This window comes from Pseudomonas sp. IT-P218 (assembly GCF_949767605.1).
Taxonomy (GTDB): domain Bacteria; phylum Pseudomonadota; class Gammaproteobacteria; order Pseudomonadales; family Pseudomonadaceae; genus Aquipseudomonas; species Aquipseudomonas putida_AE.
In genome coordinates, this window is sequence record NZ_CATKQQ010000011.1 from 300,591 (window position 1) to 315,111 (window position 14,521).

14 protein-coding genes and 1 pseudogene are annotated in these 14,521 nt (G+C 59.2%); 12 read left to right on the forward strand and 3 right to left on the reverse strand.

Going from position 1 to position 14,521, the window contains the following annotated elements:
- The first annotated feature begins 181 nt into the window (after window positions 1-181).
- The gene (locus ACM6I6_RS07985) at window positions 182-958 is read left to right on the forward strand and encodes an ABC transporter substrate-binding protein (RefSeq protein WP_274073917.1); all 777 of its coding nucleotides are present in this window, start codon (window positions 182-184) and stop codon (window positions 956-958) included.
- On the opposite strand, the gene ACM6I6_RS07990 is transcribed toward ACM6I6_RS07985, so the two are convergent.
- Entirely contained in the window at window positions 959-1,897 is a 939-nt protein-coding gene (locus tag ACM6I6_RS07990) for a DMT family transporter (RefSeq protein ID WP_414919703.1), read from the reverse strand.
- 122 nt (window positions 1,898-2,019) lie between these two features.
- Between ACM6I6_RS07990 and ACM6I6_RS07995 the strand changes: the two genes are divergently transcribed.
- The 9 genes from ACM6I6_RS07995 (at window position 2,020) to ACM6I6_RS08035 (ending at window position 9,968) form a co-directional block, all read left to right on the forward strand.
- The gene (locus tag ACM6I6_RS07995; protein WP_323605631.1) at window positions 2,020-2,913 is read left to right on the forward strand and encodes a LysR family transcriptional regulator; all 894 of its coding nucleotides are present in this window, start codon (window positions 2,020-2,022) and stop codon (window positions 2,911-2,913) included.
- Between the two features lie 108 nt (window positions 2,914-3,021).
- The gene (locus ACM6I6_RS08000) at window positions 3,022-3,531 is read left to right on the forward strand and encodes a disulfide bond formation protein B (RefSeq protein WP_274073914.1); all 510 of its coding nucleotides are present in this window, start codon (window positions 3,022-3,024) and stop codon (window positions 3,529-3,531) included.
- Between the two features lie 805 nt (window positions 3,532-4,336).
- Complete coding sequence (gene cyoA, locus ACM6I6_RS08005) at window positions 4,337-5,272, forward strand: ubiquinol oxidase subunit II (protein WP_046820452.1); 936 nt, start codon at window positions 4,337-4,339, stop codon at window positions 5,270-5,272.
- A gap of 3 nt (window positions 5,273-5,275) precedes the next feature.
- Window positions 5,276-7,306, forward strand: coding sequence for a cytochrome o ubiquinol oxidase subunit I (gene cyoB, locus ACM6I6_RS08010; RefSeq protein ID WP_274073913.1), 2,031 nt, complete (start codon window positions 5,276-5,278; stop codon window positions 7,304-7,306).
- Window positions 7,307-7,309: 3 nt separating this feature from the next.
- Window positions 7,310-7,933 carry a cytochrome o ubiquinol oxidase subunit III gene (locus ACM6I6_RS08015; protein ID WP_033038499.1) on the forward strand — a complete coding sequence of 208 codons (624 nt, stop codon included), beginning with the start codon at window positions 7,310-7,312 and terminating at the stop codon, window positions 7,931-7,933.
- Window positions 7,933-8,268, forward strand: a complete 336-nt coding sequence (gene cyoD, locus ACM6I6_RS08020; protein ID WP_007916940.1) for a cytochrome o ubiquinol oxidase subunit IV — start codon at window positions 7,933-7,935, stop codon at window positions 8,266-8,268. Before ACM6I6_RS08015 ends, cyoD begins: the two co-directional genes overlap by 1 nt.
- Before the next feature lie 10 nt (window positions 8,269-8,278).
- Window positions 8,279-9,166 carry a heme o synthase gene (gene cyoE, locus ACM6I6_RS08025; protein WP_274073912.1) on the forward strand — a complete coding sequence of 296 codons (888 nt, stop codon included), beginning with the start codon at window positions 8,279-8,281 and terminating at the stop codon, window positions 9,164-9,166.
- Window positions 9,167-9,312: 146 nt separating this feature from the next.
- Window positions 9,313-9,657, forward strand: coding sequence for a toxin (locus ACM6I6_RS08030; RefSeq protein ID WP_323605635.1), 345 nt, complete (start codon window positions 9,313-9,315; stop codon window positions 9,655-9,657).
- Window positions 9,654-9,968: a helix-turn-helix domain-containing protein gene (locus ACM6I6_RS08035; RefSeq protein ID WP_008060552.1), complete on the forward strand. Its 315-nt coding sequence runs from the start codon at window positions 9,654-9,656 to the stop codon at window positions 9,966-9,968. The genes ACM6I6_RS08030 and ACM6I6_RS08035 overlap by 4 nt, the downstream gene beginning before the upstream one ends.
- A gap of 60 nt (window positions 9,969-10,028) precedes the next feature.
- On the opposite strand, the pseudogene ACM6I6_RS08040 reads toward ACM6I6_RS08035, so the two are convergent.
- Together ACM6I6_RS08040 and ACM6I6_RS08045 are read right to left on the reverse strand one after the other, a co-directional pair.
- Window positions 10,029-10,299: pseudogene (locus tag ACM6I6_RS08040) on the reverse strand (DUF3077 domain-containing protein).
- A 228-nt stretch (window positions 10,300-10,527) separates the two neighbouring features.
- On the reverse strand, window positions 10,528-11,946 hold the full coding sequence (locus ACM6I6_RS08045) for a PLP-dependent aminotransferase family protein (RefSeq protein WP_274073910.1): 1,419 nt from the start codon (window positions 11,944-11,946) through the stop codon (window positions 10,528-10,530).
- A gap of 148 nt (window positions 11,947-12,094) precedes the next feature.
- Between ACM6I6_RS08045 and ACM6I6_RS08050 the strand changes: the two genes are divergently transcribed.
- Both ACM6I6_RS08050 and ACM6I6_RS08055 read left to right on the forward strand, forming a co-directional pair.
- Window positions 12,095-13,195, forward strand: a complete 1,101-nt coding sequence (locus ACM6I6_RS08050) for a hypothetical protein (protein WP_414919704.1) — start codon at window positions 12,095-12,097, stop codon at window positions 13,193-13,195.
- 42 nt (window positions 13,196-13,237) lie between these two features.
- Window positions 13,238-14,518 carry an ATP-grasp domain-containing protein gene (locus tag ACM6I6_RS08055; protein ID WP_414919705.1) on the forward strand — a complete coding sequence of 427 codons (1,281 nt, stop codon included), beginning with the start codon at window positions 13,238-13,240 and terminating at the stop codon, window positions 14,516-14,518.
- Window positions 14,519-14,521 lie beyond the last annotated feature (3 nt).

The following is a 14,521-nucleotide window of genomic DNA, read 5'->3' on the forward strand; positions in this document are numbered from 1 at the left end:
ACCGCTTGATTGACCACCCGACCATCGGCCGGCACGCCACCCATTTACCGGATTGACGCCAAATACATAAAAGTCCAGTATGGAATTCCAAGTATAAAAACAGCTTCAAGCTCCGAGCTTCAAGCTTGGAACTGCTCTTCTTCGTCTTGCCAAACCAACAACAACCCGCGAGAGAACGAACATGAAGAAACTCCCCCTCATCACCGGTCTGGCCCTGAGCCTGTTGGCGTGCAGCACCCTGTTTGCCGCCGAGAAAACCCTGCGCATCGGTATCGAAGCGGCCTACCCACCATTCGCCTCCAAGACCGACAAAGGCGAGATCGCGGGCTTCGACTACGACATCGGCAATGCCCTGTGTGCGCAGATGAAGGTCAAGTGTGTGTGGGTCGAGGGCGAGTTCGACGGCCTGATTCCTTCCCTTAAGGTGAAGAAGATCGACATGGCCCTGTCGTCGATGACCATCAACGAAGACCGCAAGAAGTCGGTGGATTTCACCCACAAGTACTACTTCACCTCGTCGCGCCTGGTCATGAAGGAAGGCGCGGTCGTCGATGACCAATACGCCAGCCTCAAGGGCAAGACCGTGGGCGTGCAACGGGCGACCACCACCGACCGCTACGCGACCGAAGTCTTCGAACCCATGGGCGTCAACGTCAAGCGCTACAGCAACAACGAAGAGATCTACATGGACCTGGCGGCGGGCCGCCTCGATGCCATCTTCGCCGACACCATTCCCCTCAACGACTTCCTGTCGATGCCCCGTGGCAAGGGTTACGCCTTTGTCGGCCCAGAGCTCAAGGACCCGAAATACGTGGGCGAGGGCGCCGGGATCGCGGTTCGCAAGGGCAACACCGAGCTGGTCTCGGAGCTGAACACCGCGATCGACGGCATCCGCGCCAGTGGCGAGTACCAGAAGATCTCTCAGCACTACTTCAAGTCTGATATCTACGGCGAGTGATCAATTGTTCTCGGGGCTTTCTCGCGAAGGCCCCACTGCATTGCAGCCTCTCGATGGCTGCAGATTGAGCGCCAGCACGCTCGCCAGCACGATGACCATCCCACTGATGACCATGATCGACGGGCGCTCAGCCAGAACCACCGAGGCCATCAGCATGGCGGTGGGCGGTATCAGGTAAAGCGAAATGGAAGCGCGACTCACGTTACTGTGAGTCAGTACGTAGGCCCAGGCGAGGTACGCAAGGGCACTGGGGAAAATACCCAGGATAAGCACCGCCAGGTTGGCCGACGCCGAGGCGTTCTGCACTTCGCTCCACAAGCCCGGTGCATACACCAGTAATAATGTGGTGCCCGACCAGATGGTGTAACACACCATCGTCAGCCCGTCGTAGCGATGGGAATGGCGTTTTTGCAGGGCGAAATAGAGGCTCCAGGACAAGGCCGCCAGCAGGATCAGCAGCCCGTGCGCATCCAGTTCTCCAAAGCCACGATCACCCGTCACCACGACCCCCGCACCGAGCAAGCCGCACAGCACACAGATCCACTGCCAACCATTGACCCGGTCCTTGAGCACGAAATGCGCCAGTATCGTGCTGAACAGCGGCGTGGATTGCGCAAGCACACTGGCCGCGCCGGCGCTGACGCCTCGTTGGCCGAAGTTGAGGGCGATGTGGTGCAGGCTGACAGCAAAAAATCCCAGCAAAACCAACAGTGGCAGATCTTTCAGGCGAGGCAGGGAAATACCCTTTACTAACGCCACCCCGGCCATGAACGTTGAGGCAATGAGAAAGCGGATCAGCGCCAGATGACCCGGCTCGTAAGCACCCAGGCCGATGCGGATGCCAATGGGGGAGTAGGCCCAGCAGAGGATCACGAAAACCGTCGCCAGGGCGATTTTTACGCCAGGCCTTTCGGCGAGGCGGCGTTGAACAAAATCCATAAGGCGATCCTCTGTGTCCGGCGGAAAAAGGCGTAGTGCAATGCCGACACTCGAATTATCAAAACCCTATGAATTCACTACAAGTGACTTAAACTGACTTAAGCATTCACTTTGGGTGACCTATGGAGCTGTCCCAGCTGCGCATGTTCAACACGGTTCATCACCTGGGCAGCATCGCGCGCGCGGCCGAGGCGCTGCACTGTGTGCCGTCCAATATCACCGCGCGCCTCAAGTCCCTGGAGCGTGAACTCGGTACGCCGCTGTTTTCTCGCGACGGCCGAGGATTGCGAATCACCCCCGCCGGGGAGGTGTTTCTTGAGTACACGACGAAAATCCTCGGCCTGGCCGAAGAGGCGCGCAGGGCGTTGGCACCCGGCAGTGCGCCGAGCGGTCCTCTGCGCATTGGTGCCATCGAATCCAGTGCCACGGGGCGATTGCCCAGGTTACTGGCCAAGTACCACGAGCTTTATCCACAGGTGATGCTGGAGTTGAGCACCGGAACCTGGGCTCAATTACTCGACGACACCCAGCATCGTCGGCTGGATGGGGCGTTCGTGGCGGTCAACGTTGATCGCCCGGGACTGCAGCGGGAAGTGATGTACCGCGAAGACCTGATTCTCATCGCATCCGCCTCCCATGGGCCTTTGCGCAAGGCGGCGGACCTGCAGGGCAAGGCGATTTTCATGTGGCCCCCGGGTTGCCCGTACCGCTTCGCGCTGGAACAGTGGCTGTTGCGCCATGACCAGGTGCAGCCGATTGTCAGCATCGCCAGCTATGGCACCATCGTTGGCTGTGTCAGCGCTGGTGCCGGCGTCGCGCTGGTGCCCCGGGGTATCTACGAGCAGTATGGTCTTAGCGCAGGTTGCCAGGGCTATGAGTTCCCGGAACTGACGAGCATCGACAACCTCTTTTACTGGCACGAAAGCGCGGGCCGGCACCCGGCTCGCGAGGCCTTTGTGAAGTTGTTGCAGGCCGAGTTCGAGGGGCCGGGGTCGTCAGGGTTAATCCCGTCTTAACCGGCCTGTCGTCTATTTCCCCACAATCCGCCAGTGCGCTCCAGCCCTCTCAAAGGTCAAGGCCAGCGTGTAAACTGGCGGGCAATCGATAGTCAAAAGGGAAACACGATGAGCGAGGAAACGATGCGTCTGGGCCGTGAACGGCGCTACCTGGTGCTGTTGGGCATCATCTGCCTGGCGCTGATCGGCGGTGCGCTGTACATGCAGGTGGTGTTGGGCGAGGCGCCGTGCCCGTTGTGCATCCTGCAGCGTTATGCACTGTTGTTGATCGCGCTCTTCGCGTTCATCGGTGCGGCCATGCGCACCCGCCGCAGCATCACGGTGCTGGAGACCCTGGTGGTGATTTGTGCCCTGGCCGGCGTCGGGGTGGCGGGGCATCACGTCTATACGCAGTTCTATCCGGCCGTCAGTTGTGGCATCGATGTGCTGCAACCGATAGTCGATGGCTTGCCGCTGGCGAAGATCTTCCCGCTGGGCTTCCAGGTCGACGGTTTCTGCTCCACGCCGTACCCGCCGATCCTGGGCTTGTCCCTGGCGCAGTGGGCGCTGGTGGCCTTCGTGCTGGTGGTGGTACTGGTGCCGTTGCTGACGCTGCGCAATCGCAAGTCGCTGCGCTGATAGACCCGAAACGCCCCGGTCCTCGATGAGAGGGCCGGGGCGTTTTTGCATTTCCGGGGCCAGGTGAAAAGACCGTGACGAGCGGCAACGAGGGGTGCGACAAATGTGCGACATGTTGTCACATCGCGAGTGTCGCACGGCGCTTTCGAGGGTTGGATTGGTGTGGCGTCCTGCAATGAAATTGGCGTGTATGAGCGTCGCCTGATATTTGCGGGGGCAAACGGGAACAGACAGTTTTAACAGGTTGTGGCGATTTGCCAGAGCCCTTGTCATACCGGGGCTAGGGCGGGGTTTCGGACCCTGTTCGAGCGTCTAAGGCTGTCTGAATCGAGGGTGGTAGCCCTACTATTTTTGGTGTTTTTGTTGAGAATCAATTTCGATAAGATGCGCCACTTTTACACAATTGAGTCAGGATTGTTGCGGTCAGGGATAAAAATTATTTCGGGATAAGACATGGTTTATAAAACGCTACATATCTACAATCGCCCGCACTGAATTCCCGGCACTGCTCACCCAGGCTCTGGTGCATGAGTGGCACGAGGGTGTCGAGAGGCCTTTTGGCCTCATGTGACGCCCAGGTGTCGGTGCCTCCAACTATCCGCACCAAATGGAATTGGGCTGTAACAAGGCCTTTGACCACGAATTCGAATAAGAACTCACCGCTGGCCCAGGATTTGTCGAAACGCCTCTGACGCTCGACGGGCAAGCCCTTATTCAATCCAAGAAAAATGCCAACCCTTGGCAGGGTGAAGTGTTGGCGATCAAAACCCAACTGCATTGCGCAAGCTGCTTTAGAGGTCGTGAGATGAGTAAAAACAGGTACCCCAGACTACTAGGCTTATTGCCGCTGCTCGGCACGTTGTTGCTGGGAGGCTGCAACATGACCTTGCTCAATCCCACGGGCCAGGTTGGCCTGGAACAGCGAAACCTGATCATCACCGCCACGCTGCTGATGCTGTTGGTCGTGGTGCCGGTCATCGTGATGACCTTCCTGTTCGCCTGGAAATACCGCGCGTCCAACACCAAGGCGACCTACACGCCTAAATGGAACCACTCCACCAAGATCGAGATCGCGGTGTGGACTGTTCCGGTGTTGATCATCATTGCCCTGGGTTACATCACCTACAAGTCGACCCACGAGCTGGACCCGTACCGTCCGATCGAATCCGACGTGAAGCCTGTGACCATCGAAGTGGTCGCGCTGGACTGGAAGTGGCTGTTCATCTACCCGGAACAAGGCATTGCCACGGTCAACAAGATCGTGTTCCCGGCGCACACGCCAATCAACTTCAAGATCACCTCCGACGCCGTGATGAACTCGTTCTTCATCCCGGGCCTGGGCGGCCAGATCTACGCGATGGCGGGCATGCAGACCAGAATGCACCTGATCGCCGACCGCAACGCTGAAATGGACGGCATCTCTGCCAACTACAGCGGTGCCGGTTTCACCGGTATGAAATTCAAAGCGATCGCAACTTCCCAGGAAGATTTCGACGCCTGGGTAAGTGAAGTCAAAAAGGCACCTAAACAGCTTGAACAAGCTGAATACGCAGCCCTTTCCAAGCAGAGCCAGAACAACCCAGTCGAGCTCTACTCCTCGGTGACGCCGAACCTGTTCCAGATCATCGTCGACAAGTACGAAGGCATGAAACCTGGTCCTAAGGTCAAGCACGAGAAGAAAGAGAAAGAAGTGGCCGCTACGGACATGAACTCGCATTCAGCTGCCGGGGCAGAGGAGTAAACGATGTTTGGTAAATTAAGTTGGGAAGCGGTGCCGTTCCACGAGCCGATCGTGATGGTGACCATCGCCATGATCGCGCTCGGTGGTCTGGCACTGTTCGCGGGTATCACTTATTTCAAGAAGTGGACCTATCTGTGGACCGAGTGGCTGACTTCGGTCGACCACAAGAAAATCGGCGTGATGTACATCATCGTCGCCATGGTCATGCTGCTGCGCGGCTTTGCCGACGCCATCATGATGCGTACCCAGCTGGCCATGGCCACCGAGGGTTCGCCTGGCTACCTGCCACCTGAACACTATGACCAGATCTTCACCGCCCACGGTGTGATCATGATCATCTTCATGGCGATGCCATTCTTCACCGGCCTGATGAACCTTGCAGTGCCGCTGCAGATCGGCGCGCGTGACGTTGCCTTCCCGTTCCTGAACTCCCTGAGCTTCTGGCTGCTGGTTTCCGGCGTGGTGCTGATCAACCTGTCCCTGGGCGTCGGCGAATTCGCCAAGACCGGTTGGGTTGCCTATCCGCCGCTGTCGGGCCTGCAGTACAGCCCTGGCGTGGGGATGGACTACTACATCTGGGCGCTACAGCTATCCGGGTTAGGTACGACGCTGACGGGGGTTAACTTCCTCGCCACCGTGCTGAAAATGCGTACCCCTGGCATGAAGCTGATGGACATGCCGATCTTCACCTGGACCTGCACCTGGGCCAACGTGCTGATCGTGGCTTCGTTCCCGATCCTGACCGCTACCCTGGCACTGCTGACCCTCGACCGTTACATGGATTTCCACATTTTCACCAATGAACTTGGTGGCAATCCAATGATGTACGTCAACCTGTTCTGGGCCTGGGGCCACCCTGAGGTTTACATCCTGATCCTGCCGGCATTCGGCATCTTCTCGGAAGTGATCTCGGCGTTCACCGGCAAGAAACTGTTCGGCCACCACTCGATGATCTACGCCTCGGGCGCGATCTCGGTACTGGGCTTCATGGTTTGGCTGCACCACTTCTTCACCATGGGTTCGGGTGCCAGCGTCAACGCCTTCTTCGGTCTGGCGACGATGCTGATTTCCATCCCGACGGGTGTGAAACTGTTCAACTGGCTGTTCACCATCTACCAGGGTCGTCTGCGTTTCACCAGCCAGGTGCTGTGGACCCTGGGCTTCATGGTGACCTTCGCCATCGGCGGCATGACCGGCGTACTGCTGGCCATCCCGGGTGCTGACTTCGTCCTGCACAACAGCCTGTTCGTGATCGCGCACTTCCACAACGTGATCATCGGCGGCGCGGTATTCGGCTACATCGCAGGTTTCGCGTTCTACTTCCCGAAAGCGTTCGGCTTCAAGCTGCACGAAGGCTGGGGTAAAGCAGCGTTCTGGTTCTGGATCTCGGGCTTCTTCGTCGCGTTCATGCCGCTCTATGCACTGGGCTTCATGGGCATGACCCGTCGTCTGAACGCCACCACCAACCCTGAGTGGGTGCCGTACCTGTACGTCGCCATGTTCGGTGCGGTGATGATCGCCTTCGGTATCGCCTGCCAACTGATCCAGCTGTACGTCAGTGTGCGTGACCGCAACAAGCCAGAGAACATGTGCGAACACGGTGACCCGTGGAATGCCCACACTCTGGAATGGTCGACCTCGTCGCCACCTCCGTTCTACAACTTTGCCGTGCTGCCCAAGGCTGACTGCATCGACCCGTTCACCGAAGCCAAGGAAAACGGCACCGCGTACAAGGCTCCGGCCAGGTACGAGCCGATCCACATGCCAAACAACACCGCTACCGGTGTGGTCATGGGCGCTCTGCTGACCGTGTTCGGTTTCGCGATGATCTGGCACATCTGGTGGCTGGCAATCGCGAGCCTGGTAGGCACTGTCGCCTACTTCGTGATCCACGCTGCACGTGACGACCAGGGCTATATGGTCCCGGTTGAAACGATCGAGCGCATCGAAGCCGAGCAGCACAAGCGTCTGGTAGCGGCAGGGAAAATCCCGGCCACCGCCACCCGTGTTGAAACCTCGTTGGAACAGGCTTAAACCATGTCGAACTTAGTGACCAATGTTGGACACGCCCATGGTGACCATGGGCACGATGACCACCACCACGACTCGGGCGAGATGACCGTATACGGTTTCTGGCTCTACCTGATGACCGACTGCATTCTGTTTGCGTCGATCTTCGCGGTATACGCGGTACTGGTTAACAACGTAGCGGGTGGCCCGTCGGGCCACGACATCTTCGAACTGCCATACGTACTGGGCGAAACAGCTCTGCTGCTGTTCAGTTCGATCACCTACGGCTTCGCCATGCTGGCGTTGTACAAGGGCAACAAGAAGGCGGTGCTGACCTGGCTGGGCATGACCTTCCTGTTGGGCGCAGGCTTTATCGCGATGGAGATCAACGAGTTCCACATCTTGATCTCCGAAGGCTACGGCCCTAGCCGTTCAGGCTTCCTGTCCGCGTTCTTTACCCTGGTCGGTACTCACGGTCTGCACGTGTCCGCCGGTTTGATCTGGATGGCGATCATGATGTATCAGGTGCAGAAAAAGGGCCTGACGTCGACCAACAAGACTCGCCTGAGTTGCCTGAGCCTGTTCTGGCACTTCCTGGACGTGGTCTGGATCTGCGTCTTCACCGTTGTCTACCTGATGGGGACCCTGTAATGGCTAATGCACACTCCCATGACAGCCATGATGCTGGCCACGGCAGCGTAAAGTCGTACGCCATCGGCTTCATCCTGTCGGTGATCCTGACCGTCATCCCGTTCGGTCTGGTGATGTACCCGAGCCTGCCGAAGGCCACCACGCTGGCAATCGTTCTGCTGTTCGCAGTGATCCAGGTGATCGTTCACCTGTATTACTTCCTGCACCTGGACCGTTCCATCGCTCAGCGTAACAACGTGATCGCTTTCGTCTTTACGGCCATCGTGATCGTGCTGCTGGTTGGCCTGTCGCTGTGGATCATGTTCAGCATCCACACGTACATGATGGCGAAGTGAGGTAGACCCGATGTCGCTCAAGCACTTTATCCAAATCACCAAACCGGGGATCATTTTCGGTAACGTGCTTTCTGTGGCAGGCGGGTTCTTCCTGGCCTCGAAAGGGCATGTCGATCTGGCCGTGTTTCTGGCAGCCATGATCGGCACTTCTCTGGTCGTCGCCTCCGGTTGCGTGTTCAACAACTGCATCGACCGCGACATCGACATCAAGATGGAACGCACCAAGAACCGGGTGCTGGTCCAGGGCCTCATCTCCCTGAAACTGGCCCTGATCTATGCGACCGTCCTGGGTGTTCTCGGCGTTGCGTTGTTGTACAAGGTGGCCAACCCGTTGGCCGCTTTGTTCGCCGTGATCGGCTTCGTGATCTACGTCGGCTTCTACAGCCTGTACCTCAAGCGCAAGTCGGTTCACGGCACGCTGGTGGGCAGTCTGTCGGGCGCCATGCCGCCGGTAATTGGCTATGTCGCAGTCAGCAACACCTTCGACATGGCCGCGCTGACCCTGCTGGTGATGTTCAGCCTGTGGCAGATGCCGCATTCCTACGCCATCGCGATCTTCCGCTTCAACGATTACCTGGCCGCATCGATTCCGGTGCTGCCAGTGAAGCGCGGCATCCAGGTGGCCAAGAAGCACATCCTGCTCTACATCCTGGCCTTCCTCGTGGCGACCTTGATGCTGACCTTCAGCGGCTACGCCGGCATGAGCTACCTCGCCGTCGCCGCGGCCATGGGCATGTACTGGTTGTACATGGCCTGGACCGGCTACAAGGCAGTGGATGACACGGTCTGGGCACGCAAGCTGTTCGTGTTCTCGATCTTCACCATTACCGCGTTGAGCGTGATGATGTCCCTGGACTTCAAAGTGCCGACCGAGCTGCTGCTGACGTACGCGCCTTAAGATTCAGAGCTGCACCGAAAAGCCCCGCCTTCGAGAGAAGAGCGGGGCTTTTTGTTGGATCTGGGAATAGGGATTCGAAAAGACGGTTCGTCAGGAAGATGATCCGCTGCTTGCCTGACTATAGGCAACTTGCCTATAGTTTGCGCATGCGAACCGTATTCTTCGAAACCACATCCTTCACAGCGACCGTTGGAAACTATCTGACGGACGATGAGTATCGAGCGCTGCAAACCCATATGCAGCTCTATCCGCAAGCGGGGGACGTGATGCCTCGAACAGGCGGTTTCCGGAAACTGCGTTGGGCGGATGGGCGTCGAGGTAAAGGCAAGCGAGGTGGCTTGCGGGTTATCTATTATTGGCTTATGAATGATGGTCAGTTCTGGATGTTTGCAATTTATGACAAAGATGAGCTTGAGAATTTGACTGCCGAGCAAGAGAAGGCGCTCAAGAAAGCCATAGAAGCAGAGTTGAAAAAACGAGGTACCCCATGAAAAAACGCGACCTGTTTGCAGAGTTGATGCAGGGCGTTGATGAGATGGCGGCTCAACGCGAAGGCAAGATTACGTTGCGCAATACGACGGTGGAGGATATTCCGGCCCCCGAGGTAGGGGCGCAAGAAATCGTTGCGTTACGGGAAAAGTTACACATGTCCCAAGCCGTTTTTGCCAAGCGAATTCGAACCAGCCCCAGTACTTTGAGAAACTGGGAACAGGAAAAGTCGAAGCCTAATGCACAGGCAGCCTTGTTGATCAGATTGGTGGAGAAATTCCCGGATATGGTTGATCGACTGGCAGTGGTTTGATCGAGCTTAGCGAACACTTGAAAAGCCCCGAGTTTCGAAAGAAACCCGGGGCTTTTTCATTTACGCGCGGTTGTTACACGGTGCTTCGAGCACCTTCACCACGTCATCGATGATCGCCTTGCTCATGTCCTGCAGGAAATGCGAGGCCCAGGCATGTCGGTCGGAGTCGCGAACCATGGCGGCTTCTGAGGCGATCAGTTTGGCGAGGTGGAGCAGGTCGCAGGCGTGGGAGAGGGCAGAGATGACCGGACACCAGGGTTGATGCGCAACAGTGGTTCGTTGGTGTGGTAGCAGAAGGGGTGAGGCCGATGGTTTTCAGGTCTTGGGGAATTCGAGTTATCAGGCCCGGTCGCTGAATTGGCAGCGACCGGTCGAAGTTAGCGTGTGGATATCGGAAGGCACAATCGTGGCCTTGTGTTGGCCGGGATGGGATTGAGCCCCGCAGGACCCTTGTGGGAGCGGGCTTGCTCGCGAAAGCGTTGTTTCAGGCGACATTGATGCTGGATATAACGTCCTCTTCGCGAGCAAGCCCGCTCCCACAGGGATTGGGGGTGGTCAGTTATTTGTGTGGCTTGTCCAGCAAGCGGAAGAACCGTTCCCGCACCTGCACATGATCACTGTGCGCCACGTTGAACCGCAGAAACTGGTTGCCATCCGCGGCCTTGCTGAGCATGGTCCCCGGCGCCAGCACCAGGTCGATTTCCAGGCCCTTGCGTGCCAGGGTTTCGGCATCGTATCCATCCGGCAATCGCGTCCAGATGTATAACCCTTCACCGGGCAGTGAGGATACTGAACACCCGGCTTCACCTAGCCACGCCGCCACCCGGCTGTTCGACTCATAAAGCCGGTCCACGGTGCGGCGCATGTGCTTGGAGTAACTGCCGTCGCTGAGCATGGTGCAGATGATCTGCTCGGCCATTTCCGAGGTCATGCCGCCGCAGGCCATTTTCAGGGTCACCATCCGCGCCGCCAGTTGCGGTGACAGCACCGCAAAGCTGACGCGGCTGTTGGCGGTCAGGGTCTTGGAGAAGCCCGAGACATAGGACACGTTGTCCAGCCCGCTCGCAGCCAGGCGCGGCGTTCGGCGTTGCTGCATGTCGCAGTACAGGTCGTCCTCGAGGATGTGGAAATGGTAGCGATGGCTCAGTTCCACCAGGCGGTAGACCTGCGCCGAGGTGAACGAGTGGCCGGTCGGGTTGTGCAGGGCGTTGTTGGTCATGTAGAGCACAGGACGGTGGGCGATCAGCAGTTGCTCGAACGCTTCCAGGTCCATGCCGTCGCAATCGCGGCGGATGGTGATGACCTTGGCGCCGTGCCAGGCCAGGTTGGTGTGCATCGTGAAGTAGCACGGGTCGTCGAGCAGCACCGTGTCGCCGGGTTTGACCAGCAGGCGCATCAGCATGTCGATGGCTTGTACGGTGTTGGCGGTGGTGATGATCTGCTCCACCGGCGCTTCGATGCCCAGGGTCGCCATCTTCACCCGCAAGGCCTGGCGCAGTGGCAGGTAACCGCTGGCATTACCGTATTCACCCATGCGCAGCGTGGTGGCGCGAAGGGTGCCGCGCACGGCTTTGAGCAATTCTTCGGCAGGCAACCACGAGGACGGCAGGAAACCGGCCCCCGGGCGCAGCGCGCCATTGTCCAGGAGCACCGCGCGGCGGACCACGCTGAGGGTGTCCTGGGGCAGCAGGTCGGGGCCGGCGCTGGCCTGGAGGGTAGTGCTGGAACGGTGCACGTAATGCCCCGAGCCCTGGCGTGACACCACCAGGCCCTTGGCGCGCAAGCGGTCGAGGGCGTCGACCACCGTGGACTTGCCCACATGCATCAGGTCGGAGAGTTCGCGGATCGGTGGCAGCCTTGAGCCGTGGGGCAGGCCGCCCTTGGTGATTGCCACCGACAACTGATCGACGATCTGCTGCACCAGCGGCACACCCGGCTGGAACTCGATAGCGGCGATCACTGCGCGCTGAGCCTGCATTTTACTGGTCTCTCTGGCAGTAAAGTTCGTTTGATTCTATACGAACTTGCTCTGACCAAGACAAGCATCTCTTTCTACCATCGCCTTACAGAGTTTCTGGAGGGTCGACCTATGCCGGTTGATCGATGCCAGGTTCGTGAGGTGTTGCATGAGTGTCGAAACAACGGTCGTCGCGGCCAAGCCGGTCATCAACCTGCGCTTGTTCACCATCCGGATCATCACCGCCGTGTCGCTGTTTGCGGTGCTGGGCAAGGCCAACGTCTGGCTCGATACCGCCACCAACAGCATCCTGGCCCTGGGGTATCGGGCCCTGTTGCTGCTGTTGCCGTTGACCCTGCTGGTACTCGGCCGCCGCTCCTTGAGCGTTACGCTGCTGTGCGCCGCCATGGGGCTGGTGCTGCTGGCGATCACAAACAACCAAGGCGTGGTCATGTTTGCCGCGGCGTTGTTCGCCTATGGCATTGCGATTGCCGGTTACCTGATCAAGAGCGAAGCGGCGCAGACCAAGGAGGGCGCCGCCTACAACCGTGTCGCCATGAACATGGGCAGCCTGCTGGCAGGGCTGATCCTGCTGTCGCCGCTGCTGACCCCGACCCTGTTCTTCCTGGGCGCCGCCGGTTTCGTCCTGTTGTGCCTGCCGATCGCCATGGGCGCGACCTTCACCTGTGACCCCGTGGTGGCCCGTCCCGCCAGCCAGGACGGCAGCGGCTGGCGCAACAAACTGCCGTGGGTCATCGCCGGCGTCATCATGGGCATAAAGCTGTTCGGCGTGTTCTCGATCCTGCCACAGGCGATCCTGCTCAAGACCGGCGAGCTGCCGGCCTGGTATGGGCTGATGCTGATCCTCAACAGCGCCGTGGTGGTCTTCGCGCAAGTGCCGGTCATGAAGCTGATCGAGAGCACCGGGCGCTTCAAGGTGCTGACGGTGATCGGCATCATTGTCGGCGGTTTTGCCGTGCTGTCGTCGCCTGCCGCGTTCCACGTCGACACCCTGGTCGGCGCGCTCATCTGGGTGGCGCTGCTGTCCATCGCCGAATGCGCCTTCAGCCACCTCGATTATTTCTCGGTCAAGCAGAACAACATGTTCGTCAAGGAAGTGTCCCTGGGCGTCGGCGCCGGGTTGACCGTGTTGATCATGCGGGTCGCGCCACCGCCCTATAACGCGTTGGTGCTGGCTGCCATCGGCGCTGGCGGGATCCTGGTCTGGTACTGGCTCAACCGGCAATCCATCGCGTCGTTGCACGACTGAGTCATCGCTGTTTCGGTTTTCACTTTGCAAGTCGGGGGCTCTATGAATACGACTTCATGCGTAGTAGTGGTGGGGTACAACGGCAGTCGGGTTCACGATATCCAGAAGCTGCGCGATCTGTGCAAGTCGCTGTACAACGCCAGGCTGATCCTGCTGGTCGAGCAGGTCCAGCCCTATGACGATCAGGTGGCGGACCATGTCTGCAGCACTTCGCTGGCCGAGCAGGACGTAGCGGCCTCCCTCGAGCTGGTGGTGGGGTGCCTGAACGCCGATCGCTGGAAGCTGATCGGCGTGCTGCCGTTTTCCGACCGTGGCGTGCTGCTCGGTGCGGCGCTGGCCAGTCATTTCGGCTTGCCCGGTATTTCTCCCGCCGAGGCCCGGGCGGGGTTGGACAAACAGATTTTCCGCCAGCTCGAAGCTTGCGCCAGCACGGCTCCCGAAGATTACCGGCCGGTGGTTTCCAGCCGTATCGAGAGCCTGCCGGACCTGCGTCAGCGCGTGATCGAGCTGGGCGGCAAGGCGTTCATCAAGCCCGCCTGCGAAGGTGCCAGCCGAGGCTGTCGGGTCATCCGACACCCGTCCGAATGCGACGACGCGTGGCAGGCACTCAAGCCTTATCGCGAGGGCGGAATCGTACTCGAAGAGCTGATCCAGAACGCCCGGGAATACAGCTGGGATTATGTCGCCGGAAGTACCTGGATCACCGAAAAAACCACCACCGAAGGCGCCTACCGCGCCGAGATCCAGCAAGTGGTGCCCGCTCCCTTGGCGCCTGAGGTACAGGCTCGACTGAAGGCTGCCGGCCAGCACATGGCGGGGTTGGTTTCCCAGGACAACGGTGCCTGGCACAACGAGGTGTTCTACCGGGCCAACCATCGCACCTCGGCCGTTGAAACCAACATGCGCCCCGGGGGCATGCACATCTGGGACCTGGCACGTCAGGCATTCGTCGATTTCGACCCGTGGGAGCGCTGGGTGCGCTGGGCCGTGGAAGGCCAGGTCGATAACCGGGAACCGGTGCCGCGCGGCTACTGCGGCATACGCCTGCTGCGGGCGAGCACGGGCGGCATCCTGCGCGATGTACCGGACATCCAGGCCCTGGCCCGCTCGCTGGACATCGACCTGGTGGAGGCGGTGGTAACCAAGCGCATTGGCGATGCGGTCAGCGCGCTGGTGAAAGACAACTTCTCGTTCATCGGCCACATCGTGTTGTTCAACGAAGACTACACACAGCTCAGCAATGACCTGCTTCGCCTGGCCGAGGCCGCTGAGTCGAGCATCGGGATCAACAGCCTGGCGCCACCTGCACGGATGCTGTGTTGAGCA

Excerpts from the sequence above, each read along its gene's own strand:
- ACM6I6_RS07985 (WP_274073917.1), top strand. The coding sequence starts at position 182 with ATGAAGAAACTCCCCCTCATCACCGGTCTGGCCCTGAGCCTGTTGGCG.
- ACM6I6_RS07990 (WP_414919703.1), bottom strand. The coding sequence starts at position 1,897 with ATGGATTTTGTTCAACGCCGCCTCGCCGAAAGGCCTGGCGTAAAAATC.
- ACM6I6_RS07995 (WP_323605631.1), top strand. The coding sequence starts at position 2,020 with ATGGAGCTGTCCCAGCTGCGCATGTTCAACACGGTTCATCACCTGGGC.
- ACM6I6_RS08000 (WP_274073914.1), top strand. The coding sequence starts at position 3,022 with ATGAGCGAGGAAACGATGCGTCTGGGCCGTGAACGGCGCTACCTGGTG.
- cyoA (WP_046820452.1), top strand. The coding sequence starts at position 4,337 with ATGAGTAAAAACAGGTACCCCAGACTACTAGGCTTATTGCCGCTGCTC.
- cyoB (WP_274073913.1), top strand. The coding sequence starts at position 5,276 with ATGTTTGGTAAATTAAGTTGGGAAGCGGTGCCGTTCCACGAGCCGATC.
- ACM6I6_RS08015 (WP_033038499.1), top strand. The coding sequence starts at position 7,310 with ATGTCGAACTTAGTGACCAATGTTGGACACGCCCATGGTGACCATGGG.
- cyoD (WP_007916940.1), top strand. The coding sequence starts at position 7,933 with ATGGCTAATGCACACTCCCATGACAGCCATGATGCTGGCCACGGCAGC.
- cyoE (WP_274073912.1), top strand. The coding sequence starts at position 8,279 with ATGTCGCTCAAGCACTTTATCCAAATCACCAAACCGGGGATCATTTTC.
- ACM6I6_RS08030 (WP_323605635.1), top strand. The coding sequence starts at position 9,313 with ATGCGAACCGTATTCTTCGAAACCACATCCTTCACAGCGACCGTTGGA.
- ACM6I6_RS08035 (WP_008060552.1), top strand. The coding sequence starts at position 9,654 with ATGAAAAAACGCGACCTGTTTGCAGAGTTGATGCAGGGCGTTGATGAG.
- ACM6I6_RS08045 (WP_274073910.1), bottom strand. The coding sequence starts at position 11,946 with ATGCAGGCTCAGCGCGCAGTGATCGCCGCTATCGAGTTCCAGCCGGGT.
- ACM6I6_RS08050 (WP_414919704.1), top strand. The coding sequence starts at position 12,095 with ATGAGTGTCGAAACAACGGTCGTCGCGGCCAAGCCGGTCATCAACCTG.
- ACM6I6_RS08055 (WP_414919705.1), top strand. The coding sequence starts at position 13,238 with ATGAATACGACTTCATGCGTAGTAGTGGTGGGGTACAACGGCAGTCGG.